Raw genomic sequence first — 23,343 nt, 5'->3', positions numbered from 1 at the left:
GAGAAGTCAGTGGGTATAGTGGATGAAAAGTCCCGTCAGGGCAATAAGAAGGATGGCCCCGATCATGCGGGAAAGCTGCATGACCACCACGATGGTCAGGGCATCCCGCGTGGGGAAGATGCCCATGGCGGAGGGAAGGTTGCGCCGCAGGGCGCGGATGGGGTTGCCGATGGCGCTGGCTACCAGCATGGCCAGCAGAATCTGGGAGGAGGTGACCATGCCGTGGCTGCGGAGGTTGGCGGCCACCCCTGCGGCCTGGACCAGGCCGCCCATCTGCGCGGCGACGATGCTCATGAGCTCCGCGGGAAAAATGCGGTTCACCCAGTCTGGCACATGTTCCTCCCACCAGGAAAACAGGCCGTTTTTCATCAGCCATTCCACGCCGATCATCAGGGGGACCGTCAGGCAGAGCATCCGGAAAACAAGCGCCAGCACCCGCAGGCACGTCTGGCGCAGGGATGTGCGCCATTCCGGGGAGGCGTGCTCCGCGGCGGCCACGGCGCCGGCATTCCCGGAATCCGGCACGGCGGCGGGGCTCTTCCTGCGGTGGAGGAACAGCACGGCCGCTATGAACAGGAAGCCGAAGCCCATCTGCCACCCGAAGTAGCAGATGGCGGGCAGCCCCACCGCGCCGATGACCGGATACGCCACCCGCAGGGAGTGGGAGACGTAGGAAAGGTAGCTGTTCACCATGCCGCCCGCAATCAGGTTGGAATGAGTAATTTTGCCTTTTGCGTGGCTGCTCACCAGCATGCCGTTGGCGGCGGCATTGGAATAAAGCGCCGTGGGGATGGACAGGCTGATGATTTCCGGCAGGTGGGCCCAGCGGGCCAGTCCGCCGAACAGCTTGCCCAGGGCAAGATGCCAGCGGAAGATTTCAGCAATGCCGCCGATGAAGGCCGCCACGGCCACCAGGCCGATCAGGCTGCCAATCTGGGGAAGGCGCGCCAGAATTTTTCCCGCGCCTGTCTCCGGAACCTGGGTGTTCCGGGAATGATGGCTCTTTTTGGGCGGCGGGGCAGGGCTGGAAGCGGCGGCTTCCGTCTTTTCCCCTCCCGCCTGCGTTTCCCGGGTGGATTCCCCGGCAGGCTTCATGGCTGTGCGGGCTTTTCCCGATCCCCCGGCGCCCATGCCGGCGGGCATGTGGACCACCATGACTCCGGAGGCTGCCAGGGCCAGCGCCAGCCAGAGCCAGCGGAGGGGCCGGCGCCAGGGATAGGTGCGGGAGTGCCTGGTGCGGTTCATGCCTTCTTGACGAACATCAGGGAAAGGTATTCTTCCGGCCTTGCGTCAATGACGTCGATGTCGTCCGTAATAAACTCGTCGGGCATGCCGAGCCTTTCCCCGTAAATGACGCGGATGTCCTTTTCCCGCCGGATGCGCTCCATCAGGCGCGCGCGGCTGCGGTAGGTCTTCATGAGAACGGTGGTGGTTCCGGGCGGGAACTCCAGGGAATCCGCCATCTCCGGCTTGAAGGCGGGAATGACCCGGAGCCGTTCCCCGTTTTCCACCAGTATTTGGCGGCTGCGGGCCGCCAGGGTGCAGAAGGAGGTGACGCCCGGCACCACTTCCGCGTGCAGGCCGGGATTCCGGCTGAGCAGGAGGCTCAGAATATAGCCGAAGGTGCTGTAGGTCATGGCGTCTCCCAGCGTGGCAAAGGCGCAGTCCAGGCCGCGGGAAAGAACTCCCTCAATAATGGCCGTATTCTTTTCAATCTGCTCCTGCCTGGTTCTCGCGTCGCGGGACATGCTGAAAACCAGCTTGCGGAACTCCGCCTTCACGCCGCCCACGGAACGCACCACCGCTTCGGAAATGCTGAAATCGCTGTTGGGTCCGGTCACCGTAAACACCACGTCCACGGAGCGGAAGACGTTGACGGCCTTGAGCGTGAGGTATTCCGGATTTCCGGGGCCGATGCCCACCCCGTAGAACTTTCCAGGGCTGGCCATGTCAATGCGCTTGTTTGGGGGTCATGAGGTCGTCCTCCGTGGTCCGGGCATGGCGGGAGAAAACGGCGCGGATGCCCGGGTTTTCCCCCAGCCCACGCAGGTGGGTCTTGACGGTGAAGCCCTCCTTCCTGAGCATGGAAGCCCAGGAATCCTCCTCATCCCCGCCCAGGTCGTTCTTGGCGTGGTCTCCGGCCACCAGCATGAAGGGGGCCAGCCAGACGGTCTTGGCGCCGGACTTTTTAAGCTGTTCCAGAATGGGGGCCACCCCCCGCGTTCCTTCCACGGTGGCGAAAAACGCCAGGCTGTCGCGGTCGTTCAGCTCGCGGGCGAAGTCGGAAAGCACCATGTCGCAGCGTCCTTCCTGCTGGCCGTGCCCCATGAGCAGGATGGCTTCATCCTTCTTCCGTTCCGCGGGGAAATGCTCCAGAAGGGCCGTGATGGCCTCGTTCCTGTCCCGTTCGCTTTCCAGCAGGGGGCGGCCGATGAACACGTGGTCAAAGCTGTCCGGATGGCGCGCCAGGAAACTGACGATCTGCCTCTCCATCCGGGAAAACTCCTCGCCGGGGGCGATGTGAAGGGACTGGACGCGCAATGTGCGTATGCCTTTGCGGGCCATCTGTTCCAGATTTTCCTCCACGGAGGGAACGGGGGTTCCGCGTCCGGCAAGCTTCCTGCGGATAATGCTTGAAGTATAGCTCCACTTCAGGCGGTCCGGGGCATAATGGGCCAGCATGTCCTTCTCCAGCTCCTTGTAGGAGACGGTAGCGTCCTGGTGGCTGGTCCCGAAGGCCACGAGAAGAAGCCCTTCCTGCCGTGACGGCGCCGCCTGTTCCGCCGGGGCGGGGGACGCTTCCGCCCTGCATGGGGCGGCGGAAAGCACAGGCAGGGAAAACAGGGTGAGTCCTGCAAGAAAAACGGAGGAAAGGGGCAGGAATGCCCCCGGTACGTAAGAGGATGCTTCAATCATGCGTTGATAAGGTATGGTGAACCGGAGCAAGGATATTCGGACTCCGGGTCTCCAACCTCCCCCTCGCCTTCACCCTCCGGAATGGGAGGACTGGCTGACCGGAACGCTGGCGGAAAAGCGTTCCTTGAGGGTTTGTAACCCGATACCGCAGCGCGACTGTTTCCGGTTCTCACGGAATTCCCCGTTGCTTCGGCGTGTTTAATGGCGTTTTTAGCCGTCACTGTCAATGTTTATTAGAACGCCGCCGAATTTCCGGAGACTGGGAAAAAATGTGCGTGGACGGGTAAAAACCGCCTTTTGGCCGTTCCTGCGCCTGCTCTTGGAAAAAATGCAGGTTCCGGATGCGGAAGCGGTGGAAGACGGGGCATTCCGGGGTGCAGAAATCCCGGCGGAAAAGAGAGGGAGGAAGCGCCCCATTCCGTACCGTGCCGGGGCTTTCCAATCCGGTAGGCCGCAGGCCGGAGTTTGCTGCTTGCAGAAGGCGGGGCAGGTATGAGAACATGGAGCATGGCTTCTTCCCCGGATGTTGTAGAATATATCTGTTTCCAGCTCCGGCATGCCGGGGACATTTCCTTCAAAAAAATGTTTGGGGAATACGGCCTGTACTGTGACCGGAAATATTTCGGCCTGGTATGTGACAACCAATTATTTGTCAAAATCACGGAGCCGGGCCTGAAGCTGCTTCCGCAGCAGGAGCAGGGCAGTCCCTATCCCGGCGCCAGGCCGCATTTCCTGATGACGGAACTGGATGATGACCGGGCTCTCTCCTCCTTTGTCCGGGCAACCTGTTCCGTTCTCTCCGCTCCGGATGTCTTATCCGGGAAGAAGAAAAAAGCTTCCGGAGAAAAAAGAAACAGGCGTCCGTAAACGCCTGTTTGTTCCGGATGAAATGCCGTTCGGCTGAAAGGCTTATTTATCTTCCGGAGCCTCTGGCACAGCCAGGGAAGAAAGGCTCTTTTTCAGATTGCCCGCAACGGTCTGCGTGGCTTCATTATCGGACTCCGCGAATTTGTCCACGGCCTGCGTCAGGGATTTGAGGTCGGATTCAGAAACCTTTCTCCCTTTCGCCTTGCGCTGTTCCAGGGCGGAAATCTTCTTGTTGAGGTCGGCCAGCTTCGGCAGGTCCTTGTTCGCCTTCAGAGTCGCCAGCGGTTCGTCGAACTCCTTGACGGAGGGGACCGCCGTCTTGAGGCGCGTGATGGCCGTCACCGCTTCCAGCGGGTTGGACTGGATCTGGGCCTGCACCATGTCCTTGGCGTCTCCCAGCCATTCGTCAAAAGCGGCGCAGACGGCCTGGGCCTCCTCGTCGTCCGTTTTCTTCCGCAGGGGCGTGATCTTGGACTCGATGTTGCTGCCGTTGGAAACGACCGTCTTGGCCAGGGATTTGTACTTGTCCAGCTCCACGCCTTCCAGGATGGGAAGGCCGCGTTCCACCTTCATCACCTCCTTTTTCACCAGGTCGTAAAGCTGGGTGGGATGCCCCTTGGCCACCACCTTTCCGTTGGCCCCGATCAGCACCGCATGCGGCAGGCCGCCCGGGCAGGAGGCCGCCGGAATATCCAGCCCCTGATAGACGGGGAAGGTAATCTTCTTTTCCTCCAGGAACTGCTTCACCCTGGGGGTCAGCCCCTGGCGGTGACTGCCAACCACGGTGAAACCCTTGGATTGGAATTTGTCCTGTAATTCCTGCAAATGCGGCATGCTGGCGATGCAGGGAGGGCAGTTGATGCCCCAGTATTCAAAAAACACCACCTTCCCCTTCAGGTCGGAAGCCTTGATTCTCGGCCCGTGGAGGTGGCTGCCTTCGTCAAAGGATGGGTAGGTGACTTTGGCGCCGTTCCCGTTGTCCGCCGCGTGGAGGAAAGCCGGGGCCGTCATGGCGGCAATGGAGCCGGACAGAATGAGGGCAGTAAAGGTTTTCATAGGATGAATGATGCAGAATCCCGCATTGAGTGTCAAGAAGGAAGCTCGCGCCCCGCGCTGCCTTCTCCGGTTGTTTCCTCGGCTGTCCCGCCTGTTCTGTTTCGACGGGCTGCGCACTTCCGGTCCGGGGAAGCCCGGCGGCCCGTTCCCATGGGAAAAACGCTTCAGGCAATATCCAGCCCCATGATGTAATCCGTCATGTAATAACCGTGGCCGATGTGGAAATCCCCGCGTTCCAGTTCCCGCATCCCCATGCGCCGGTAAAACTCCACCGCCCGGGTATTATAGCGGTTCACGTTCAGGCGCATCAGGCACGGTTCCGGGTGGATGCTCCTGATGTAGCTGACGGCCTGGCGGAACAGGTAGCTGCCGATGTGCAGCCCCTGGAAGCCGGGCAGAACATAAATTTTCTGCAAGTGGAAGACGCCGGGGCCTTCCGGCTGGACGGACAGGTAGCCGCAGTCCTCCCCCTGATGGGAGGCGATGAAATACACGTGCCCTTCCTCCATCTGCTTCTCCAGATTGGCGGGGGAATACATCCAGTCCATCATGAAATCCATCTGCTCCTGGGAAAGGAGGTCCCGGTAAGTGGCCGGAAAAGCCTGGAGGGCCAGTTCATGAATCAGCATGATGTCGTCCTTGGCGGCTTGGCGGAGTGTTGGCATGGCGGGAATATTACACGGAAAAGCCCCGGATGAAAAGGGCCTCTTCCACGTTCCCGGCGGAATTTTCCGTCCATGGCCCACTTTCCCCTCCCTATTCCGCCGGGGACGCCGTATGCTGGATGACACAGGCTTTTTTGACGGAAACCGGGGGGAAATCCTGTCTGTATTGTGAACCCTGCATGCATGCCAAATCATGAGAGAACCCATTCCCATACAACAATGGCTCCCCGCGGGGCCGCTGAGGGACATGGGTGAAAAATACGTGAGCGGCCTTCCGGACGTGGCGCAGAACCCCATCGGCCCGGAATCCCTCATGCACCAGTCCGACCACTCCTGGACGGAATACCTGGTGGCCTACTCCCTGCTGTATCCGTGGGTGGTGATCGCGCTGGGCCTCCTGGGCGGGCTGGCCCTGGGGGCCTACTACCTTTTTTGCCGCCGCCGGGAATACGACCACCGCATTTTCTGCTCCAAATGCGGCACCATGATGTACCCGTGCGGCCTGCACTGCCCCAAGTGCGGCACGTCCAATCCCAAACCCCGCGCCCTGAACTGGATTGGTTATTCCAGGCTGCGCACCGTGATTCCGTCCACCGGATGGAAAAGGCATGAGGAAGTCCTCCGCAGCTACCGGCGGTGCTTCTACTGCGGCCAGCCGCTCCATGAGCCTACGCTGAACCAGCGCTGCCCCGCCTGCGGAAAGGCGGTGCTCCAGGGGGAACAATCCGTGGACCAGTATGATGCGTATGTTGGGCGCCGCAGGGGCTGGACCTTTGCGGCCGTGGTCGTGCTGGGCATCATTCCCATCCTGGGGCCGCTGCTGGCCTCCTCCCTGTACAAGAGGACGCTCATCAACCCGTATTCCCTGTACATGACCGTATTCAGGGAAAGCTTCCTGATGGTGGTGCTCTTCCTGTGCCGCCATCTGTTCCGCCTGCTGCCGTTCATCGGAATCATCGGCATGCCCGTCCTCTGCGTGACGGAATACCACCTGTACCGGCGCATGTTCCTGTGGAAGACGGAGAAATATGACTTCGGCGAGAAGTAGGGGGGGGCCTCCGGGCGGGAGCTTCTTCCCGGGGCGGCCTTTCCGGTGCATCCACGGGAAATGATGGGCTGCGGGATTGACTTGGAATCCGGGCCACGTACCTTTCCTCCATGCAGATGCGTTATGTCCTCTTGCCCTTCCTGGGAGCCCTTTGCCTGGCCCTGGCCGCCTGTTCCGTCACATACGGCAACAAATCCGTGGCGTCCCCGGAAGTATACGGCAGGCTGGCGCCGGGAAAATCCTCCAAGGCGGACGTTTACGACGCTCTGGGCCAGCCCTCCGACGTGGTGACCATGAAAAACGGCGTCTTGTGGACCTACCGCTACCACAAGGCTAAAAACGACTTCCTGGGCAATATTCCCCTCTTTGGCGTCGGCCTGATTGCCGGAGGGAAAAACGGGGACGTTTATACGGTGCTGGCCCTGTTTGACCGGCGGGGCGTGCTGGCCTCCCGTTCGGCGGCGCGGCAGAAGCTTTACACGTCCAACCTGGCTTCCCTGAAACGCTCCCTGGACGTCATGATGGAGGGCGAATCGTCACACCAGCGTGTGGAAATGGAGATGAAAAAGATAGGCCGCCCCTTTGACCCCTCTGCGGCCAAGGATGCGGACCTGCTGGAAAAGTCTCTTGATTAACGGCCTGCGGGCTTTCTCTTCCTTATTGTATCAAGTATGACAAGGAATCGTTTTTTTTCTAATGGACTAAACTTCCTGCATACAGTAAGTAGGCGGTGTTCCCCGAAGGGATACGGCAGGGATTCTTCCTGAATTCCTCCGCTCCCGGTGGAGCAAACCCTATAGAAAAATAGAATGAAAATGAAAAGAAAACTGGCATTGGTTCTGGCGAAGGCTTTCTCCGGAAAGTCCGTGCCGGAAAAGAAACGGGAAAAAGAGGTAAAGGCCTCCAGGAAACTGGAAGCATGGCTGAAGGCTTCCAGAATGCGGTCCTTCTAGAAAAGGCCTGCTGACGGAAAAGGCGGATTCGGGCGCTGGCCGCCCGGTTCGCGGGGAGGGACGGGGAGAAAAAAATTGAGTCTCCCTTTTTTTCATCGTACCATAAAACGATGAAGCGCGTGAATGGGACGATGGGGACGGCTGGGTCCTTTGGGACGGAGAGGGAAGGGAGGACAGATGGATGACGGGCGTTTACTGCCTAAGGGAGGCGGCTACAGACGGCTTCTTTCATTCCGCAACGCCCAAATCATTTACGATTTGACGGTAGCTTTCTGCGACGCTACTTGAGTCGTGATGCGCGTACTACTGACCAGATGGTGCAGGCGGCGCGTTCCGGCAAGCAGAATATTGCGGAGGGGAGCATGGCTTCCGCCACTTCCCGTGAAACGGAAATCAAGCTGACCAATGTAGCCCGGGCCAGCTTGGAAGAGCTTCTGCTGGACTATGAAGATTATTTGCGTATGCGCGGGTTGAGGCTATGGGATAAGGATTCTCCCGAATCTCTGTTGATGCGGAAGGCCTCCCTGCGGCATGACCATTCGGAATGGTTTTTAAATCTGGCTCATTCCAGAAACGATGAAGTGTTCGCGAATATGGCGGTTTGTCTGATTTATCAGGCCGCTTTTCTCTTGAAAAAACAATTGAATGTACTGGAAGAACGGTTTTTGCAGGAGGGAGGCTTAAGGGAGAGAATGACCCGGCTGCGGAAGCAGAGGAGAAAGTCGGGAAGCTCGTAAAAGCAATTGTCTCACCGGTCTCATTCGTCCCAATGGTCCTCCCGGGCAATTTCCGGGCTGGGTTGCAGGTCAAAAGATATGTCTTCATGACAGTTGCGCCTTGACTACGGCGTTGGAATGTCCGTTCATCTGGGCAGACATGACCATACCCGGAATTCTTGAAGAAAAGTTGTCCGCCGCATTGAAAGCGGTGTTGGGGGAGGAGCTTCCCGCTGATTTTTGCGCTTCGGTGACGCCCTCCGCGGATTTGCGGTTCGGGGACTACCAGAGCAACGCCGCCATGGTGCTTGCCAAGCGGTGCCGCACGAATCCCCGCGCTCTGGCCCAGCAGGTGGTGGACCGGATGGGGCAGGACGGCGTCTGTTCCCTGGAAATCGCCGGACCCGGGTTCATCAACTTCCGCATCAAGCCGGAATTTTACGCCGCGCGCCTGCTGGCCATGCTGGCGGACGACCGTCTGGGGGTGGAGAAGGTGCAGGACCCCAAAACCATCGTCATTGACTTTTCCGCGCCCAACGTCGCCAAGCCCATGCATGTGGGCCACATCCGTTCCACCATCATCGGGGACGCCCTCTCCCGCGTGGCCCGCTTTGTGGGGCACAACGTGATTACGGACAACCACATCGGGGACTGGGGCACCCAGTTCGGCATGATCCTGTGGGGCTGGAAGAACATTCTGGACGAGCAGGCCCTGGCCGCCAACCCCATTGACGAACTGCTGCGGGTGTACAAGGACGTGAACCTGATGTGCAAGGAAAAGCCGGAACTGCTGGACACCTGCAAGGCGGAGCTGGTGAAGCTCCAGGCCGGGGACGGGGAAAACCTGGCGATCTGGAAGCGCTGCGTGGAAGTCTCCAAATCCGGCCTTTCCAAAATCTACGACCAGCTTGACATCCACTTTGACTACTGGCTGGGGGAAAGCTTTTACAACGACGCCCTGGCTCCGCTGGTGGACGGCATGATCGCCGCCGGAATGGCCCGGGAGAGCGACGGCGCCATCTGCGTGTTTTCCGACGGCTCCGTGCCGCCCAATGAAGACCCCTTCCTCGTGCAGGACAAGGGGGAATGGCGCGCCAACCCCTGCATCATCCGGAAGGCGGACGGCGGCTTCCTGTACGCCACGACGGACCTCGCGACGCTGGACCACCGCATCAGGACGTGGGGGGCGGATTCCATCTGGTACGTGGTGGGCGCACCGCAGGCCCTGCATTTCCGCCAGATATTCTCCGCCCAGCGCCGCCGCGGCATGGATGGGGATTACCGCCACATCGCGTTCGGCTCCATCCTGGGAGACGACCGCAAGCCGTTCAAGACGCGTTCCGGGGACACCGTTTCCCTCCAGGACGTGCTGGATGAAGCCATTGAACGCGCCGCCCGCGTAGTGGAGGAAAAAAGCCCGGACATGCCGGAGGAGGAAAAAAAGCGCGTGGCGGAAGTCGTGGGCATAGGAGCCGTAAAATTTGCGGAGCTCTCCCAGAACCGAATGACGGATTACGTCTTCAACTGGGACAAAATGCTGGCCCTCCAGGGGGACACGGCCCCGTACCTCCAGAACTCCTATGTGCGCGTCCGTTCCATCTTCCGCAAGCTGGACGGCAGCCCGCTGGACTGGTCCGCCCCCATTCAGCTTTCAGAAGATGCGGAAATCCACCTGGCCCGCCTCCTGGCCCGCTACGGGGAAGTGGTGCCCCAGGTGCTGGACGACTGCCGCCCGAACGTGCTGGCCGCCTACCTGTTTGACCTGGCCCGCGCCTTCCACTCCTTCTATGAGGCGTGCCCGGTCCTGAAATCGGAAGGGGCGGTGCGGCACTCCCGCCTGGCCCTGTGCGAGCTGACGGCCCGCACCCTCAAGCACGGGCTGGGCCTGCTGGGCATCCAGCTTCCGGACAGAATGTAACCGTTTCTTCCTTATGAACACCTCTTTCCGCCATGTCCTGCTGGCCGCCGCCATGGCGGGATTCTGTTCCGCTGCTGGAGGCGGGGAACACGGGTACTGGATGAGCAGCCCGTCCCTGAACGGCTGGCGGGAGGCCGTCTTCCGCGCCGGCGTTCCGGCACAGCCTGCCGTGCTGCCGCCCGGCGTGGAGCCGATGATGGTGGGCTCCTCCTCTCCTGCCGCGCAAATGCTGGTGCTGGAAGGAATGACGCATCTGCTCACCTTCGGGGACATGCGTGCTTTCCGGAAATTTGACGCCGCGCTCCGGCTGGACCCGGACTGCCTCATGGCCCACTGGGGCAGGTGCATGAGCCTGATGGGCGCCGGACCCGCTTTTCAGGACCAGCGCGTCCATTCCATGAAGCGCATGAAGGAGCTGGCGCTGCGTCCGGACTGTCCGGAACAGGAACGCGCCTATGCGGACGCCCTGGCCGTGCTGCTGATGAACGGGCCCGTGAAGGCGCAGGAAGCGTGGAAAACCATCTGCTCCACCTGGAAGCGCGACCCTTACGCACCCCTCTTTTACGCCATGCTCCTGCGGGACGGCTTTGACGGGCAGGGCAACCCCGGAGAGGGGCAGAAAGAGGCCGTCCGCGTGGTGGACGCCGTCCTGAAAGAACGCCCTGGCTCCCAGGCCGCCCTGTTCATGCGCGCCCTGCTGGAGGAAGTGGCTCCCGTCATTTCCCCGGAAACGGTGGAAACCGCCCGCAAGGCCGTGGCCGCCAACCCCTTCTCCGCGTCCGCCCATCATCTGCTGGGCCATTGCCTGTTCCGCACGGGGGACTATGAAGGGGCATGCGCCGCCTTCAAGGACTCTGAAAACCTGTGCCTGGCCTGGGAAAAGGCGGAAAACGTTCCCCCCGCGCTGGATGACGCCTGGTTCCGCTCCATCCTTTACCGGGCCGTTTCCGAATTCTGCGCCGGACATTACAGGCAGGCGAACGCCGTCGCCGCCCGCGCCGCTTCCGTTCCCCTGGACAAAAAGCATCCGCTGGCCCCCGGCACCCTCCTGCAAATATGGGAGGCCAGGACACTGCCCGCGCGCCTGATGCTGGCCCGGCCTGACCTGCCCGCGCAGGCTCTTGTGCTCAAGGCTTCTCCGGGACCGCTGCCCAAGGGATTTCCGGACTTGAGCAACGGCATGGCGGCAGTGGTCACCCAATACATGGGCGCCTGTTATTCTGCCAGGCAGGGCAGGCCGGGCGCCGTGGCGTCCGCCTTTGACAAACTGTCCGGCGTTCTGCGCCTGCTCATGGACGGCGCGGACGCCGCCCGGCGGCAGATGAGCGTCTCCTACTGGGCTCGCTGCCTCCAGATGGGAAGCCTGTATTCCTCTGAAATCCGCTCCCTCATGTTCCCGGACTCCGCCAGCGTCTGGATGTCCGAGGCCATCGGGAGCCAGCGCTTCTCCTCCCTGCTGCTGCCCCCCGTGGTGCCGTACCCCGTGGAATGGAAGCTGGCCCGCGCCTATCTGAAGGCCGGGAAATACCGGGAATGCGCGGACATGTGCGAACAGGCGCTCAAACGCTTCCCGAACCATGCCGGAGTGCTGGACACGCTGAAACAAGCCCGCGCCGCCGGAAAATAATCCATCCTGCCATCCTGCCGTTTCTCATGGAACGGACTGGAGACTAGACGGGAAAGGGACTGGGATGAATAAAAACTTTGGAAAGGCGAACAACATGGATATTTACGAAAGACTGAAAAACGGAGAACCGATCAACACCAGGGAATTCAAGGAAATACTGTGGCCGGAAACGGTGAGAAGCCGCACGCTTTGCCAGAAAATCAATTCGCTCCCACCGTTTGACGGGGAAGTGCGGGCGCTCGTGAATGAACTCTTTGAGGGCAGGTTCCCCGAATCCTCCAACATCTCTCCCCCCTTCCAGATTGACCGCGGACACTGCGTCTCGGTGGGCGAGCGCGTATTCATCAATGAAGGCCTGGACGTGATGGCCGCGGGAAGCGTCACGATAGAAGATGACGTGCTGATCGGGCCGCAGGTCTCCATACTGACGTCCAATCATGATGCCGGCAACTTGTTCATCTTGAAAAATAAGCCTGTAGTGATAAAAAAAGGGGCGTGGATCTGTTCCAGGGCGGTTCTCTGTCCCGGCGTCACGGTGGGTGAAGGGGCTATCGTAGGCGCCGGCTCCGTCGTAACGAAGGATGTCGGTCCGCATACCCTGGTAGGCGGGAACCCCGCAGCATTCATTAAAAATATTTAACAGGCAAACGCCGCTCCTCCGGATTCTCCTAAAACATGGTAAACTTCATCTTTTCATGGCCGCCGCAGGGAAGGCCGGAGCTCCCATGAACTCCTGTATTCCCGGAATAAGGCCATCTTCATTTTCAATAACAAATACATCAAGCAACATGAACCATCCCTATCTGGACCCCTCCTTCCTCGTTTCCTGGTCACGGCTCACGCCGGACGCCATCAAGCCGGACGTTATGGAAGCCATCGCCCGCGCCAGGGCGAACATCCAGGCCATCTGCGACCAGCCGCTGGACTCCCTGACCTATGAAAGCACCTTCGGCGCTCTGGAAAAAGCCTCTGAGGAACTGCACCTCGGCTGGGGCCGCATCATGCATCTGGACTCCGTCAATGACGAACCTGCCCAGCGGGAAGCCATCGGGGAAATGCTGCCGGAAGTGGTCGCCTTCTCCTCCTCCGTTCCGCTGAACCCGTGCCTGTGGACGGTCCTGAAAGCAGCCGCGGCCTGTGACTGGGTGAAAAACCTCTCCCCCGTCAGGCAGCGCTTCATTCAGGAAACGCTGGCGGACTTCCGTGAAAGCGGGGCGGACCTGCCGGACGAGGTAAAGCCGGAATATGCGGAAATAGAAGCCCGGCTCTCCCTGAAGACCAAGAAATTCGCGGAAAACGTGCTGGACTCCACCAACGCCTGGGAACTCATCGTGGAAAATGAAGCGGAACTCTCCGGCCTGCCGGACTCCGCGAAGGAAGCCGCCCGGCTGGACGCCCTGGCCAACGGCCACGGCACGGAAGAAGCCCCCCGCTGGCGTTTCACGCAGAAATTTACCTCCCTCCAGCCCGTCATGCAATTTGCGGACTCGGACGGACTGCGCCGTAAAATGTGGGAAGGCTCCTGCTCCATAGGGAAGGACGGGGAATATGACAACGAGGCCCTCATTGCGGAAATCCTGGAACTGCGGGATAAAAAGGCCCATCTGCTGGGGTATGGCTGCTTTGCGGACTACGCCACCTCCCGCCGCATGGCCGGGAGCGGAGCCAACGCCTTGAATTTTATTAATGACCTCCATGACAAGGTGAAGCCCTCCTTCCTGAAAGACATGGAAGCCGTACGGCGGTACAAGGAGGAAAAAACCGGAAAACCCGTGGAAAAGCTCTCCCCGTGGGAAACCGCCTACTGGTCTGAAAAACGCCGCCGCGAGCTCTACTCCTTTGACGAGGAAGATTTGCGCCCGTACTACTCTGTGGAAAAGGTGATGGACGGCCTCTTCTCCATCTACTCCGGCCTGTACGGCATCACGGTAACGCCGCGCCCCACGGTGGCGTTCAAGCCCGGTGAATCCGGGGAAGTGCCGGAAGGCGCGGTGGAAGTATGGCACCCGGACGTCCTGTTCTATGAACTGCATGATGCGGAAAGCGGGGAACATCTCGGTTCCTTTTATGCGGACTGGCATCCGCGGGACTCCAAGCGCGCCGGAGCGTGGATGAACTACCTCAGCGTGGGGGAACCCCCGCGCGGCGGCAAGCCCCGCGTGCCCCATCTGGGCCTCATGGTCGGCAACATGACCAAGCCCGTTGGGGACAAGCCCGCGCTGCTGTCCCACCGGGAGGTGGAAACCATCTTCCATGAATTCGGCCACCTGCTGCACCAGCTCCTCTCTGATGTGGAGGTGAAATCCCTGGCTGGCACCAACGTGGCCTGGGACTTTGTGGAACTGCCCTCCCAGATCAATGAAAACTGGTGCTGGGAGCGGGAATCCGTGGACCTCTTCGCCGCGCACTATGAAACGGGTGCAACAATCCCGGACGAACTGTTCTCCAAAATGCGCGCCGCCCGCAACTACATGAGCGGCACGGACTTCATGCGCCAGCTCTGCTTCGGCAAGCTGGACCTGGAGCTTCACGTGAACTGGCCGCAGTACAAGGGCGCTCCGCTGGAGGAAACGGATGAACGCATCCTGGCGGACTACCGGGTGCCCATGACCCACCGCGGTCCCTCCGTGGCGCGCCGCCTGACCCACATCTTCGCGGACCCCACGGGTTATGCCTCCGGCTACTACTCCTACAAATGGGCGGAAGTGCTGGAAGCGGACGCCTTCAGCCGCTTCCTGAAGGAAGGGGTGCTCAACCCGCAGACCGGGCGCGACTTCCGCCGCTGCATCCTCAGCAAGGGCAACAGCAAGCCTGCCGCGGAACTCTACCGCGACTTCATGGGCCGTGATCCGGACGCGGAAGCTCTGCTTGTCAAATCCGGCGTCCTTTAAATCAATCTCTAATATAACCCTCATGCCTGAACAAAAAAGACTCTCTCTCGCCGGCATCGGGTGCGGCTCCCGCACGCGCACCTACATGAAGCTGGCCATGGAACAAAAAGACCGCTACCGCATCGCCGCCGCGGCGGACCCCGTGAAGCAGCGCACGGAAGCCGTGCGTGACTTTGCCCCGGAGGAGGAGCGGGACTCCATCCGCCTGTTCAAGGACGCCGCCTCCCTGCTGGAGGAACCGCGCCTGGCGGACGTAGCCATCATCGGCACGCAGGACGACTACCACTACGCCCCGTGCAAAAAGGCCATGGAGCTGGGCTACCACGTCCTGCTGGAAAAACCCATCGCCAAGACGCTGAAGGAAGCGCTGGAACTGCGCGACCTGGCGCGCCAGCTGAAACGCCGCGTGGCCGTGTGCCACGTGCTGCGCTACACCCAGTTCTACCGCACCCTGAAAAAAATCATCGCCAGCGGGGAAATAGGGGACGTCATCACCTTCAACGCCAATGAAGGCGTGGGGGCGTGGCACTTCGCCCACTCCTTCGTGCGCGGCCACTGGGGCAACAGCAAAACCTCCACCCCCATGATCGTGGCCAAATGCTGCCATGACATGGACATCCTCTACTGGCTCATGGGGCGGCGCAAGTGCCTCTCCGTAGCCAGCTTCGGGGAGCTCACCTTCTTCACGAAAAAAACGCTCTCCTCCCCCCGGCCGGAACGCTGCACGGACTGGACCACCCCGGTGGGGGAAGACCCCTGGGACGCCCGCAAATACGCCACGGACGACGAATGCAAGCGCTGGCTGGGCATGGTTTACGACCGCGCGCAGGAAGCCACCGCAGAGGAAATCTGCGAATGGCTTGAAACCTCCCCGTGGGGCAGGGACTACCTCCAGTGCGACAACGACCAGCCGGACCACCAGGTTTCCATCATGCGCTTTGAAGGCGGCCTGACCGGCACCTTCACGATGACGGCCTTTGAACAGGGCCGCCATATTGAAGTATACGGCACCAAAGGCAAAATCCGCGCCGGAGCCTTCTACAAGGAAAACGGCCCCGGTGAAATCACCGTCACGCCCCACTTTGGCGGAAAAACCCGCGTGGTGGAGCTGGAGGAACTGGCTGGCGGCTACCAGGGCCACGGCGGCGGTGACTGGGGGCTGGTGGAAGCCCTTTACGATGACATGCTGACGGTTCCCTCTCCGGCGGACATGACCACCTCCATTGAAGAATCCGCCCACTCCCATGTCATGGCCTTTGCCACGGAACACGCCCGGCTGACCGGCCAGGTGGTGGACGTGGCCGAATTCGAGCGCCGGGTCATGAGAGGTGAACTGGACTACTGATCCGGTAGTTCAACACTTCAATTTCCAGAAAACGGACGGGAAACCGTCCGTTTTTTATTGCTGGTTCCGGATGTGGAACCGTAGATGGCTGCAACCATCTTCCTCCATGAAAAACGGAATAATTAATGGAATTCGTGGAAATGCAGAAAAAGAATATTTGGTCAAGTCTGGAAATCATAAATATTCCGGTTTTAAATGATAAAAAATAACTTATTGGTCAGGACAGGGTTATAAAACGGACGGATTTGGAATCCGGAGTCAAGCCTACAAAATTGAAAGAAAAACGTTTTAAGGAAATTTGGCTTGGCAATATCCTGGAAATTGCCGTAGGGATTTCCTGATATAACAGGCTTTCTTTTTGTTCCGGCGATCATTACTGACCGTCTCTGCATGTTGGCGGCGGTAGCCGTCAGGGCCGGCGGTATAAGGCTGTGAAAAGGGGGATGGGGAAATGTTGCAGAGCATCAGGAAGAACAATTTTTCACGGCTGTAACATCCATACCGGATTCCAAATCCGGCATATATCTTGTGAATTGGCTAAAACCATGAAGAAATCATTCATTCTGCTATTATTGGCAGGTGCCGTCTCCGCGGCTTCTGCGGCTTCCCTGAAAATTAATCTGGGTTCTTCCTCTGCGGGGGATCCGGATTGGATCAGTGTGGCTACCCAGGCTTCCTCCATCACGGGAGGAAAAGCCGCCTCCTACGCCTCCATTGCTTCCTTGAGCAAAAACGGGGGAAATGTTTCCCCGTCCGTGGTTCTCGGCAATCTGGGCGGTCAGGACGTCACGCTCACCATGGCGTACAAAAGCACCGCCGCCATGAATGCGGGTTACCTGGACGCGACAGGCACGTCCCCCTCCATCAACTCCCTCTTCCCGGACAGCATGGCGCAATCTTCCATTTCCGGCAAGTGCAACGGGGTGAAGGGGCAGACCGTCGGCCTGCAATTCACGTTGAGCGGCCTGGCGGCCAATACCACCTATTATCTGTACGTTCTGGGCAACAACGGTTTCTCAACCAATAAAACCAGCATGGCCCTCTCGGGCGGTGTCAGCAATGTCACAGGCAGCCTGATGGACGGCTATGAAGGAGCGGGAACGGTGACCGGTTCAACCTTCCAGGGGACGACGGATTCTTCCGGCGTGGGGATGGAATGGGCATTCACCACAAACAATTCGGGCCAGGTGACGCTCACTTATGAACGCTCCGCCGGAGCGGCCGCGGATGTGGTAAATGCAGATGTCAGCTTGAACGGATTCATGCTGGCAACCGAACCCATTCCCGAACCGGCCACGGCATCCCTGGGGTTGCTCGGACTGGCGGCGCTGCTGTTGCGGCGGCGCAAAAACTAAGGAGCATTCAGCATTATCTTTGACGAGATGTCCGGAAAGAAGGGATGGACCGCCCATGTTGTTCATCCCTCCTTTCCGGCATTTTTTATTTGCAGAAGTCTATCTGTTAGATTATTTAATAACCTTATATCTATGAAAAAGAAATCTCTCTTCGGCGTCCTTGTGGCGGTGGCTCTCTCCGCTCTGGGGAATCCGGGGCAGGGTGCGGGAACGGTGGAATCCTTTGGCGTGGACTTCGGCAATGCGGCTTCTGCGGCACAGCCGGGCTGGACGAATATGGGGGTGGTGACCACCACGCCATCCTCCACGCTGAAAAGCGTGCCCCTGCGGAGGAATAACCTGGAAGCCTCTTCCTCCCCCGTGCTGGCTGGAACGCTGTTTGGCCGCTCCGTTTATCTGGCGGTAACGGCCAAATCGGAAGCGAGCGTGGGAAACATGTGCTATAACAACGCCAATTCAACGTGGCGGGAAAAGGGGGAAACCCGCGGAGGGCAGCCGGGCGGCGTGCTGCAGGCGGAAAGCGCCTTCTCCTTTCCGAATCATGGGGAAGCCCTGAATACGAGTCTGCAATTGTTTACCAACGGCATGGCGGTCCGGGCCGGGACGGTGCGCGTCTCCCTCTCCGGACTGGCGCCGGGCAAGGAATATGCCGTTTCTTTTTTCCTGGGCAACGGAAAGCCGGCGTACCAGTCCGTTTCCCTGGTGTCCGGAGAGCATGTGGACGTGAAGGCGCTTCAGACCTCCACCGGTTCCCGCACGGAAGACACGTGGAAAGGGGGCGTCAACACGGCGGACGCGGATACCTACATGGCGGTGGAATGGACCGCGGCAGCGGATGAGGCAGGGACGCTCGTTTTTGACGTGGTGAAGGAAGGCAGCTCCGCCGGAACCGGAACCCTGAATCTGAATGCGCTGACTGTCCGCACGGATGATACCCCGGCCCCTCCCGCTCCGGAGCCGAAGCCCGTCAGTGTGACCAAGCATAAATAGTTGAAAAGGGTGGAAATTGGTTGAAGAAGGTTGAAAAGCCTTGAAATTACTAGGTTGTTGAGGGGAGACGAAAGGGTCACGGGAGCATTTACACACATAATTCCCTGAAAGGGTGAAACCTGAAATTCTGAAAGGGTCATTTGTCCCATGTGGGACACCCTCTCCACGCTCTCTGGGTCGCTCTCCGCGCGGAGTGGCGAGGCGTCCGCGGAGTCTCCGCGGCTAGTTGGCGGGTGCTGCCAGCCTGTCTCTGGCGATACGGGCATAGTCAGGGGAAAGCTCAATGCCGTGGGCCGTGTGGCCCAGTTGCCGGGCAGCGAGAAGAGTAGTGCCAGACCCGGCAAAGGGGTCCAGAAGGCAGGAATCCGCAGGAAGAACGCTCATGAGATGGGTCATAAGATTGACGGGCTTGCCTGTGAGGTGCATCTTGTCCCCTGGGCGGAGGTATTCCCGCCAGACGCCAGCCGGAAAGACGCGCGGGCGGTCCTGCTCTTTGCCAATGCTCCCGCGTGTAGCAATCAAGATGAACTCCGATTGGTTGCGGAACATACCCTGATGCGGGCGGCAAGCCTCCGTCTTGTCCCACGTGACGAGGGCACGCCAAGTCCAGCCTGCCACCTGCAAGGCATCACTGGTTGTCGGCAATTGCCGCCAGTCTGTAAAGCACATGAACCAGCCGCTGTGGCGGGTGAGCCTGAAAGCCTCCTGCATCCACATGACAGACCAGAGGAAATGGGAACGCTGGTCCCGTGTATCCGACTCGAAAGAAAGATATTTGGCGGATGAAATGTATTTGCGTGCCGGGGAAGTCTTGCGCTCCGCGGTCGTCAATCCTCCGGAAGCATAAGGGGGGTCAGTGATGATAGCATCATAGGATTGGTCCGGAAGACCGCGCATGACCGGAAGAGAATCACCGCAGATAATAGGGGAGTTGGTGAACATGCGGCGGAGTATATAAAAAAAAACAGGGCGGCCTTGTACGGCTCGCCCTGGATAATCTCCGTGCCTCTAATGAATAATGGAAGCCTCTTCTGGATTTTCTCCGTTCAGATAAGCCTCCCGACGCGCTTCCGTCCAGAAATTGGGGTCTTGGCGCGTGCGTTCCAAAAAAGAAGCCACGTCGGCATAGTAGTACATGCTCATGAATGGAGTGGGACGAAGACGTTCGATGAATCCAGCATCAGCCAGACGTGCCAGAACACGGCGGCCAACGCGGAACTCACGGGATATTTCGTAGGAGGTGCCCAACTGGACAGGCTTGCCCATGCGGAGGGCATAGGTCCTTTCGTCTATTTTATATTGCCGGACCGGAACGAACCAGCGTCCGCTTTCAGGATAGGCAATAGGAAGTTCGAGTTGTTTTGCTTTTTTCATATTAATAAATTCGGTCGAGGATTTCCGGACTGGCAGGCTCAAAGTAGTAGTGGGTGGCGTAGATTTCTTCTCCGTTTTCCGGGTCCGTGAATCCCGTAGGTGCTGCGGGCTGGGTGTCACAGTTAATCCACCATTTCTTCCGCTCCTGCTCCGGCATGGCAAGATAACGTTCCAGGGTCATTTCCGGAGCGAGCAAGTCCATGAAGGCATATTCCATGTCTTCGGGAAACGTGTCCGGGAGTTCCTGGGCGTCAAAAAGAGCATCCATTTTATCCATCTGGGATTTCGTAAGATACATCATATGCGGCTTAATTGGGATTTAATGAAGTTAAAATAGTCCGGGTCCTGCTGGCGGAATCTGACGGGGTCTTCCAGTAGGCGTTGAATTCCCATGGACAGGATTTCAGAGCCTTGGACGTTTGCCACAAAGTCCTCCCTTTTCATTTCCGAATGATAGCCCCTTACGTAAACTTTGCCAATATAAGCCCGTCCTCCCCGTTCCTTCCATTTGTCTTCCAGGGCTTTTTCCACGGATTTGTATTTAACTCCCGGTTCAAGTTTGGATAAGGATTTTGCAGGCATCCCCTCCCCGCGGTCGTACAGGAAAGCTGCGGATTTACGGAGAACGTCAGGGTTGGAAAATTCGATGGCATGGGCCAGCTCGTGAGCGACGACAGACGGGGCGTGCTGGTCGGATATTTTAATATTTCCGTCCAGTTGGAAAGCGCGGAGACTGTTGTTTTTGACGATTTGCAGGCCCAGCCCGGAAGGGAGCTTGTCTGCCGGGACAATGGATGTAACGAGGTCCAGCCCCTTGCGGATGTTGGGGGAGAGTTTGCGCGGCTTGTCTGCCTTGATGCGTAGATGTGAGTCAATGATGACGGAGGACGGGGCAATCATGCCTCGCTTGTCTTTAGGCACAAGCATGCCTTCCGTGCCTAGGAAGCGGAGGGAGTCGCGATAGGTCTTGTCCCATAGTTTTGCTTGACGCTGGGCAATGTCCTTAATCATGGCTTTGTGAAGCATGCCTCCGGGATTCCAGGATTTCGCCGCTTTGATGTAAGCTTCATCCGCGGCTCTATAAGCCATCCAGGACTCAATAGATTTGTCTTGCGCCACTTGCTGGAGCAAGCTGTCCCTGTGTTCCCGGAGAGGTCCAAGGGCGGCGTCCCTGCGGGCGCGGAAGTCTTCCTTGGCTGTTTTTTCCACGGCGGCGCGCTGGTCTGCCTGCCGCTGCTGGCGAGCGGCAATGGTTTCTCCAATGCGCTTTTTCTGGGCGTCGATTTGCTCCGGAGTTTTGGCCGGACGCACGGGCGGGATCTGTGCCGGGTCAACGGGCAGCGGCTGGTCCTTGGGGTTGAAAAACGCGGAATCACCCAGGAAGCGGACCTGATTATCAAGCTGGGCTTGAATATAGCGGCGCGCCTGGTCATCCAGGCCACGGATGGATTCGTTCAGACCTTCCAAAAAGTCTTTGGCGATTGGCTGGACCTTGTCTGTCGGCTTGATGACGCCTTCCGCCTCTGCCTCGTCGCGGTCCACGTCCTCCACACCGCAGCCGGAGTTGAAGCCCCAAGGCCCCCATGGAACTTGAAAATCCCGATTGAGGGAAACCCAGAAGGCCAGGTCATCCTTGCGGCGGATGGTGCCAATAGCGGCATCATGGTAAGGGCGCGGCGTGTGAACCGGACGGACGCGGACGAATTTTTGACAGGGGAAGATGTCCAGAATGTCCGGGTCCTGTCCCTCCTGCCATTGGGCGTAGGAGGCGGCCTGCTCCGTCTGGGTGTCAAAGATGAGTTGAAGGCGGCGGCAGCCGCGCAGGTCCCGGAGGTCGTTGTCATGAATTTCCGGGTCCAACGTCCCGTCATGAAGAACTTTGCCGAAGCCCTCCTCGATCATGATGTCCCTCATTTGGGCCACGAATTCCGCCCGGCCTTGATACACTTGGTATTCTTGGCCGAGGTCATTGACGGCCTTGTCTCCGCGGACATAGCCCGTCAGGTAATCCGTGATGGCCTTGGCGGCTTTTACGGAAGTGAGCGTGGCGGAAAATTGAGATTTGAGCCGGACAGCCACGGGCATGCGCCGCCATTCCGCCGTGGTCATGGCGGAGGCGACGGCTTCTTTCCCTTCCAAGAGGGATAGGGCTTCCCAAAAGGGCATGGCTTCCGGCTCTCTGACCATATTATTTTTCTTCCTTTCCGTAGGCGGCATAGAGAGCCTGCAGAACTTTGTCCCGCCGTTTGATGGCGACGGCCTGGTCCTCCGTCCGGAGACTTTGACGGTGCCGCATCGTTTTGCGTGTTTCCTTATTATATAGGGAGATGACCAGCCACCATATGTTCCTGTTAAGCCAGAGATGGTGGGTGGGCTTCATCTCGTTCTTCCTGCGGACGGTTACGGTCCAGTTAGACATGACGACGGTTTAGTTTGATTTTTTTGTCGAGAGTGGCGCGGAGTTTGTCAAGGGATGGCCGTGTGGTGGACATCCAGGCCAGGAAAGCTTCCGCGTGGACGATACAGTATTGCTCTTCTGGGTGCAGACGGATGCCGATTTTGTCGGGGTAAGGAGTCGGAGAAAGTACCTGGAACGGCACTCCATAAGTGGAGAGAGCCATGCTGATGAATTGCGCGGCGGTTTCCGTTTCAATGGTGGCGGGAGCGGTCATGCTAGTTGAGGGATTGGGTTGGAGTGATGGCCTGAATTTGGCGGCGCACCGCCTTGACGGCGGCGTCCGGCGTTTGTCCGGCGTCGATTTCTTCCAGCACGCGACGGACGGTGTCCAGGTTGTAGAACTGGTTGGCAAGGGCGCAAATGGGGGAGGTGTTGCGGATATCCATTTGCGGGAATAGTCCGCGCTGAATGGCAGATACTTCCTCCCCAGTGATGCTGGGGATATGGATGATGGCGATGCTGCGTCGCAGGAGCTGGGGGAATTCTTCGCGGCTGTCCGCAGACATGCGGGCCATATGGTCCGGGAGGGTCAGCAGGACCAAGCCGCACCGCGTCAGGTTGAGGACGGTTTTCAGGAAGTTGAGAGTTGCCCTGTTGAAGTGGTTGGCCTCGTCAATGATGATGAGGCGCGGGGCTGTCTGGAGGGCTTGAATGATGGAGCGTTCCGCGTCGCCCGCAGACCGCCAGGAGTTGCCGATGCCCAGCCCCGCGCCGATGGAGGCCAGGGCGTGCAGGTAACTTTTTTCCCAAGCCGGGGCCGCGTTGATGATAGCTCCGTTGAATCTGGAGGCCAGATAGGCCGCCGTCTTGGATTTGCCGGAACCTGTTTTTCCGACGATGAAAACCAACCGATGCTCGTCTTTGGTGCAGGAGGCCGCTTCTACGGCGTCCACGGCCAGGGAGATATGAGGAAGAAGAACGGTGTCCCCATCCACGACGGGCGCGGCTGGCTGGTCGTCACCGGAGGCAAGGGCCTGCTGGACGGCCACCAGGGCATTGTCGCAATTGCCGGACCAGGTGCCGGCCTTGATTTTACCCCAGGAGGATGCGGCCAGTGAGAACCCTACACGGCGGCAGAAGTCCTGGTCATTGAGGTGGAGGCTGGCTTGCCTGTCCGCCAGGCTGCCAACGTCCGGATGTGTTGATAATTCGTATTTGTTCATG

General features: G+C 59.2%; 23 protein-coding genes and 1 riboswitch. Of the genes, 11 read left to right on the top strand and 12 right to left on the bottom strand.

Annotated features, from left to right (window positions below; all coding sequences use genetic code 11):
* Positions 1-6 precede the first annotated feature (6 nt).
* Genes M8N44_RS06265 through M8N44_RS06255 form a run of 3 tightly spaced genes read right to left on the bottom strand, consistent with a single transcriptional unit; the run spans position 7 to position 2,916 of the window.
* On the bottom strand, positions 7-1,245 hold the full coding sequence (locus M8N44_RS06265; protein WP_102728065.1) for a hypothetical protein: 1,239 nt from the start codon (positions 1,243-1,245) through the stop codon (positions 7-9).
* Complete coding sequence (gene cobI, locus M8N44_RS06260; protein ID WP_102721490.1) at positions 1,242-1,949, bottom strand: precorrin-2 C(20)-methyltransferase; 708 nt, start codon at positions 1,947-1,949, stop codon at positions 1,242-1,244. The genes M8N44_RS06265 and cobI overlap by 4 nt, the downstream gene beginning before the upstream one ends.
* Position 1,950: 1 nt before the next feature.
* The gene (locus tag M8N44_RS06255) at positions 1,951-2,916 is read right to left on the bottom strand and encodes a sirohydrochlorin cobaltochelatase (protein ID WP_102727080.1); all 966 of its coding nucleotides are present in this window, start codon (positions 2,914-2,916) and stop codon (positions 1,951-1,953) included.
* Positions 2,917-2,928: 12 nt separating this feature from the next.
* Positions 2,929-3,155, bottom strand: a riboswitch (cobalamin riboswitch).
* A gap of 253 nt (positions 3,156-3,408) precedes the next feature.
* Here M8N44_RS06255 and M8N44_RS06250 point away from each other — a divergent pair.
* Complete coding sequence (locus M8N44_RS06250) at positions 3,409-3,783, top strand: TfoX/Sxy family protein (protein WP_102728067.1); 375 nt, start codon at positions 3,409-3,411, stop codon at positions 3,781-3,783.
* A gap of 42 nt (positions 3,784-3,825) precedes the next feature.
* Here the strand turns inward: M8N44_RS06250 and M8N44_RS06245 are convergent, their stop codons facing one another.
* Together M8N44_RS06245 and M8N44_RS06240 are read right to left on the bottom strand one after the other, a co-directional pair.
* Positions 3,826-4,839, bottom strand: coding sequence for a TlpA disulfide reductase family protein (locus M8N44_RS06245; RefSeq protein WP_102728068.1), 1,014 nt, complete (start codon positions 4,837-4,839; stop codon positions 3,826-3,828).
* A 164-nt stretch (positions 4,840-5,003) separates the two neighbouring features.
* A complete protein-coding gene (locus tag M8N44_RS06240) occupies positions 5,004-5,504 on the bottom strand; it encodes a GNAT family N-acetyltransferase (protein ID WP_102721495.1) in 501 nt (166 codons plus the stop codon).
* A 193-nt stretch (positions 5,505-5,697) separates the two neighbouring features.
* On the opposite strand from M8N44_RS06240, the gene M8N44_RS06235 reads away from it, so the two are divergent.
* The 10 genes from M8N44_RS06235 (at position 5,698) to M8N44_RS06190 (ending at position 18,347) form a co-directional block, all read left to right on the top strand.
* The gene (locus tag M8N44_RS06235) at positions 5,698-6,552 is read left to right on the top strand and encodes a hypothetical protein (RefSeq protein WP_102728069.1); all 855 of its coding nucleotides are present in this window, start codon (positions 5,698-5,700) and stop codon (positions 6,550-6,552) included.
* Between the two features lie 110 nt (positions 6,553-6,662).
* Entirely contained in the window at positions 6,663-7,187 is a 525-nt protein-coding gene (locus M8N44_RS06230) for a hypothetical protein (protein WP_102728070.1), read from the top strand.
* A 602-nt stretch (positions 7,188-7,789) separates the two neighbouring features.
* A complete protein-coding gene (locus M8N44_RS06225) occupies positions 7,790-8,242 on the top strand; it encodes a four helix bundle suffix domain-containing protein (protein WP_215451215.1) in 453 nt (150 codons plus the stop codon).
* A gap of 139 nt (positions 8,243-8,381) precedes the next feature.
* Entirely contained in the window at positions 8,382-10,139 is a 1,758-nt protein-coding gene (gene argS / locus M8N44_RS06220) for an arginine--tRNA ligase (protein WP_102728238.1), read from the top strand.
* Between the two features lie 13 nt (positions 10,140-10,152).
* Positions 10,153-11,766, top strand: coding sequence for a tetratricopeptide repeat protein (locus M8N44_RS06215; protein WP_146021080.1), 1,614 nt, complete (start codon positions 10,153-10,155; stop codon positions 11,764-11,766).
* A gap of 64 nt (positions 11,767-11,830) precedes the next feature.
* Positions 11,831-12,406, top strand: coding sequence for a DapH/DapD/GlmU-related protein (locus M8N44_RS06210; protein WP_102728072.1), 576 nt, complete (start codon positions 11,831-11,833; stop codon positions 12,404-12,406).
* Positions 12,407-12,554: 148 nt separating this feature from the next.
* Complete coding sequence (locus M8N44_RS06205; RefSeq protein ID WP_102728073.1) at positions 12,555-14,657, top strand: M3 family metallopeptidase; 2,103 nt, start codon at positions 12,555-12,557, stop codon at positions 14,655-14,657.
* Between the two features lie 22 nt (positions 14,658-14,679).
* Positions 14,680-16,002 (top strand): Gfo/Idh/MocA family protein, encoded by a 1,323-nt coding sequence (locus tag M8N44_RS06200; RefSeq protein ID WP_102721498.1) that lies wholly within the window; start codon positions 14,680-14,682, stop codon positions 16,000-16,002.
* A gap of 545 nt (positions 16,003-16,547) precedes the next feature.
* Positions 16,548-17,357 (top strand): PEP-CTERM sorting domain-containing protein, encoded by an 810-nt coding sequence (locus tag M8N44_RS06195; RefSeq protein ID WP_022397394.1) that lies wholly within the window; start codon positions 16,548-16,550, stop codon positions 17,355-17,357.
* Between the two features lie 132 nt (positions 17,358-17,489).
* Positions 17,490-18,347: a hypothetical protein gene (locus M8N44_RS06190; RefSeq protein ID WP_102728075.1), complete on the top strand. Its 858-nt coding sequence runs from the start codon at positions 17,490-17,492 to the stop codon at positions 18,345-18,347.
* Positions 18,348-18,569: 222 nt separating this feature from the next.
* On the opposite strand, the gene M8N44_RS06185 is transcribed toward M8N44_RS06190, so the two are convergent.
* The 7 genes from M8N44_RS06185 to M8N44_RS06155 form a co-directional block, all read right to left on the bottom strand.
* A complete protein-coding gene (locus tag M8N44_RS06185) occupies positions 18,570-19,289 on the bottom strand; it encodes a DNA-methyltransferase (protein WP_102726918.1) in 720 nt (239 codons plus the stop codon).
* Positions 19,290-19,355: 66 nt separating this feature from the next.
* Entirely contained in the window at positions 19,356-19,721 is a 366-nt protein-coding gene (locus M8N44_RS06180; RefSeq protein WP_102726917.1) for a hypothetical protein, read from the bottom strand.
* A 1-nt stretch (position 19,722) separates the two neighbouring features.
* The gene (locus M8N44_RS06175) at positions 19,723-20,022 is read right to left on the bottom strand and encodes a hypothetical protein (RefSeq protein ID WP_102728076.1); all 300 of its coding nucleotides are present in this window, start codon (positions 20,020-20,022) and stop codon (positions 19,723-19,725) included.
* A complete protein-coding gene (locus M8N44_RS06170; protein WP_102726915.1) occupies positions 20,019-21,908 on the bottom strand; it encodes a hypothetical protein in 1,890 nt (629 codons plus the stop codon). The genes M8N44_RS06175 and M8N44_RS06170 overlap by 4 nt, the downstream gene beginning before the upstream one ends.
* 1 nt (position 21,909) lies before the next feature.
* Complete coding sequence (locus tag M8N44_RS06165; protein ID WP_102726914.1) at positions 21,910-22,140, bottom strand: hypothetical protein; 231 nt, start codon at positions 22,138-22,140, stop codon at positions 21,910-21,912.
* Positions 22,133-22,393, bottom strand: coding sequence for a hypothetical protein (locus M8N44_RS06160; protein ID WP_102726913.1), 261 nt, complete (start codon positions 22,391-22,393; stop codon positions 22,133-22,135). The genes M8N44_RS06165 and M8N44_RS06160 overlap by 8 nt, the downstream gene beginning before the upstream one ends.
* A gap of 1 nt (position 22,394) precedes the next feature.
* Positions 22,395-23,342 (bottom strand): AAA family ATPase, encoded by a 948-nt coding sequence (locus tag M8N44_RS06155; protein WP_102726912.1) that lies wholly within the window; start codon positions 23,340-23,342, stop codon positions 22,395-22,397.
* Between the last annotated feature and the right edge of the window lies 1 nt (position 23,343).

Origin of the sequence: Akkermansia massiliensis, assembly GCF_023516715.1 — a bacterium.
Taxonomy (GTDB): domain Bacteria; phylum Verrucomicrobiota; class Verrucomicrobiia; order Verrucomicrobiales; family Akkermansiaceae; genus Akkermansia; species Akkermansia massiliensis.
Note: the sequence above shows the minus strand (reverse complement) of the source record. Positions and strands in the feature narration are given on the sequence as shown.

Excerpts from the sequence above, each read along its gene's own strand:
- M8N44_RS06265 (WP_102728065.1), bottom strand. The coding sequence starts at position 1,245 with ATGAACCGCACCAGGCACTCCCGCACCTATCCCTGGCGCCGGCCCCTC.
- cobI (WP_102721490.1), bottom strand. The coding sequence starts at position 1,949 with ATGGCCAGCCCTGGAAAGTTCTACGGGGTGGGCATCGGCCCCGGAAAT.
- M8N44_RS06255 (WP_102727080.1), bottom strand. The coding sequence starts at position 2,916 with ATGATTGAAGCATCCTCTTACGTACCGGGGGCATTCCTGCCCCTTTCC.
- M8N44_RS06250 (WP_102728067.1), top strand. The coding sequence starts at position 3,409 with ATGAGAACATGGAGCATGGCTTCTTCCCCGGATGTTGTAGAATATATC.
- M8N44_RS06245 (WP_102728068.1), bottom strand. The coding sequence starts at position 4,839 with ATGAAAACCTTTACTGCCCTCATTCTGTCCGGCTCCATTGCCGCCATG.
- M8N44_RS06240 (WP_102721495.1), bottom strand. The coding sequence starts at position 5,504 with ATGCCAACACTCCGCCAAGCCGCCAAGGACGACATCATGCTGATTCAT.
- M8N44_RS06235 (WP_102728069.1), top strand. The coding sequence starts at position 5,698 with ATGAGAGAACCCATTCCCATACAACAATGGCTCCCCGCGGGGCCGCTG.
- M8N44_RS06230 (WP_102728070.1), top strand. The coding sequence starts at position 6,663 with ATGCAGATGCGTTATGTCCTCTTGCCCTTCCTGGGAGCCCTTTGCCTG.
- argS (WP_102728238.1), top strand. The coding sequence starts at position 8,382 with ATGACCATACCCGGAATTCTTGAAGAAAAGTTGTCCGCCGCATTGAAA.
- M8N44_RS06215 (WP_146021080.1), top strand. The coding sequence starts at position 10,153 with ATGAACACCTCTTTCCGCCATGTCCTGCTGGCCGCCGCCATGGCGGGA.
- M8N44_RS06210 (WP_102728072.1), top strand. The coding sequence starts at position 11,831 with ATGAATAAAAACTTTGGAAAGGCGAACAACATGGATATTTACGAAAGA.
- M8N44_RS06205 (WP_102728073.1), top strand. The coding sequence starts at position 12,555 with ATGAACCATCCCTATCTGGACCCCTCCTTCCTCGTTTCCTGGTCACGG.
- M8N44_RS06200 (WP_102721498.1), top strand. The coding sequence starts at position 14,680 with ATGCCTGAACAAAAAAGACTCTCTCTCGCCGGCATCGGGTGCGGCTCC.
- M8N44_RS06195 (WP_022397394.1), top strand. The coding sequence starts at position 16,548 with ATGAAGAAATCATTCATTCTGCTATTATTGGCAGGTGCCGTCTCCGCG.
- M8N44_RS06190 (WP_102728075.1), top strand. The coding sequence starts at position 17,490 with ATGAAAAAGAAATCTCTCTTCGGCGTCCTTGTGGCGGTGGCTCTCTCC.
- M8N44_RS06185 (WP_102726918.1), bottom strand. The coding sequence starts at position 19,289 with ATGTTCACCAACTCCCCTATTATCTGCGGTGATTCTCTTCCGGTCATG.
- M8N44_RS06180 (WP_102726917.1), bottom strand. The coding sequence starts at position 19,721 with ATGAAAAAAGCAAAACAACTCGAACTTCCTATTGCCTATCCTGAAAGC.
- M8N44_RS06175 (WP_102728076.1), bottom strand. The coding sequence starts at position 20,022 with ATGATGTATCTTACGAAATCCCAGATGGATAAAATGGATGCTCTTTTT.
- M8N44_RS06170 (WP_102726915.1), bottom strand. The coding sequence starts at position 21,908 with ATGGTCAGAGAGCCGGAAGCCATGCCCTTTTGGGAAGCCCTATCCCTC.
- M8N44_RS06165 (WP_102726914.1), bottom strand. The coding sequence starts at position 22,140 with ATGTCTAACTGGACCGTAACCGTCCGCAGGAAGAACGAGATGAAGCCC.
- M8N44_RS06160 (WP_102726913.1), bottom strand. The coding sequence starts at position 22,393 with ATGACCGCTCCCGCCACCATTGAAACGGAAACCGCCGCGCAATTCATC.
- M8N44_RS06155 (WP_102726912.1), bottom strand. The coding sequence starts at position 23,342 with ATGAACAAATACGAATTATCAACACATCCGGACGTTGGCAGCCTGGCG.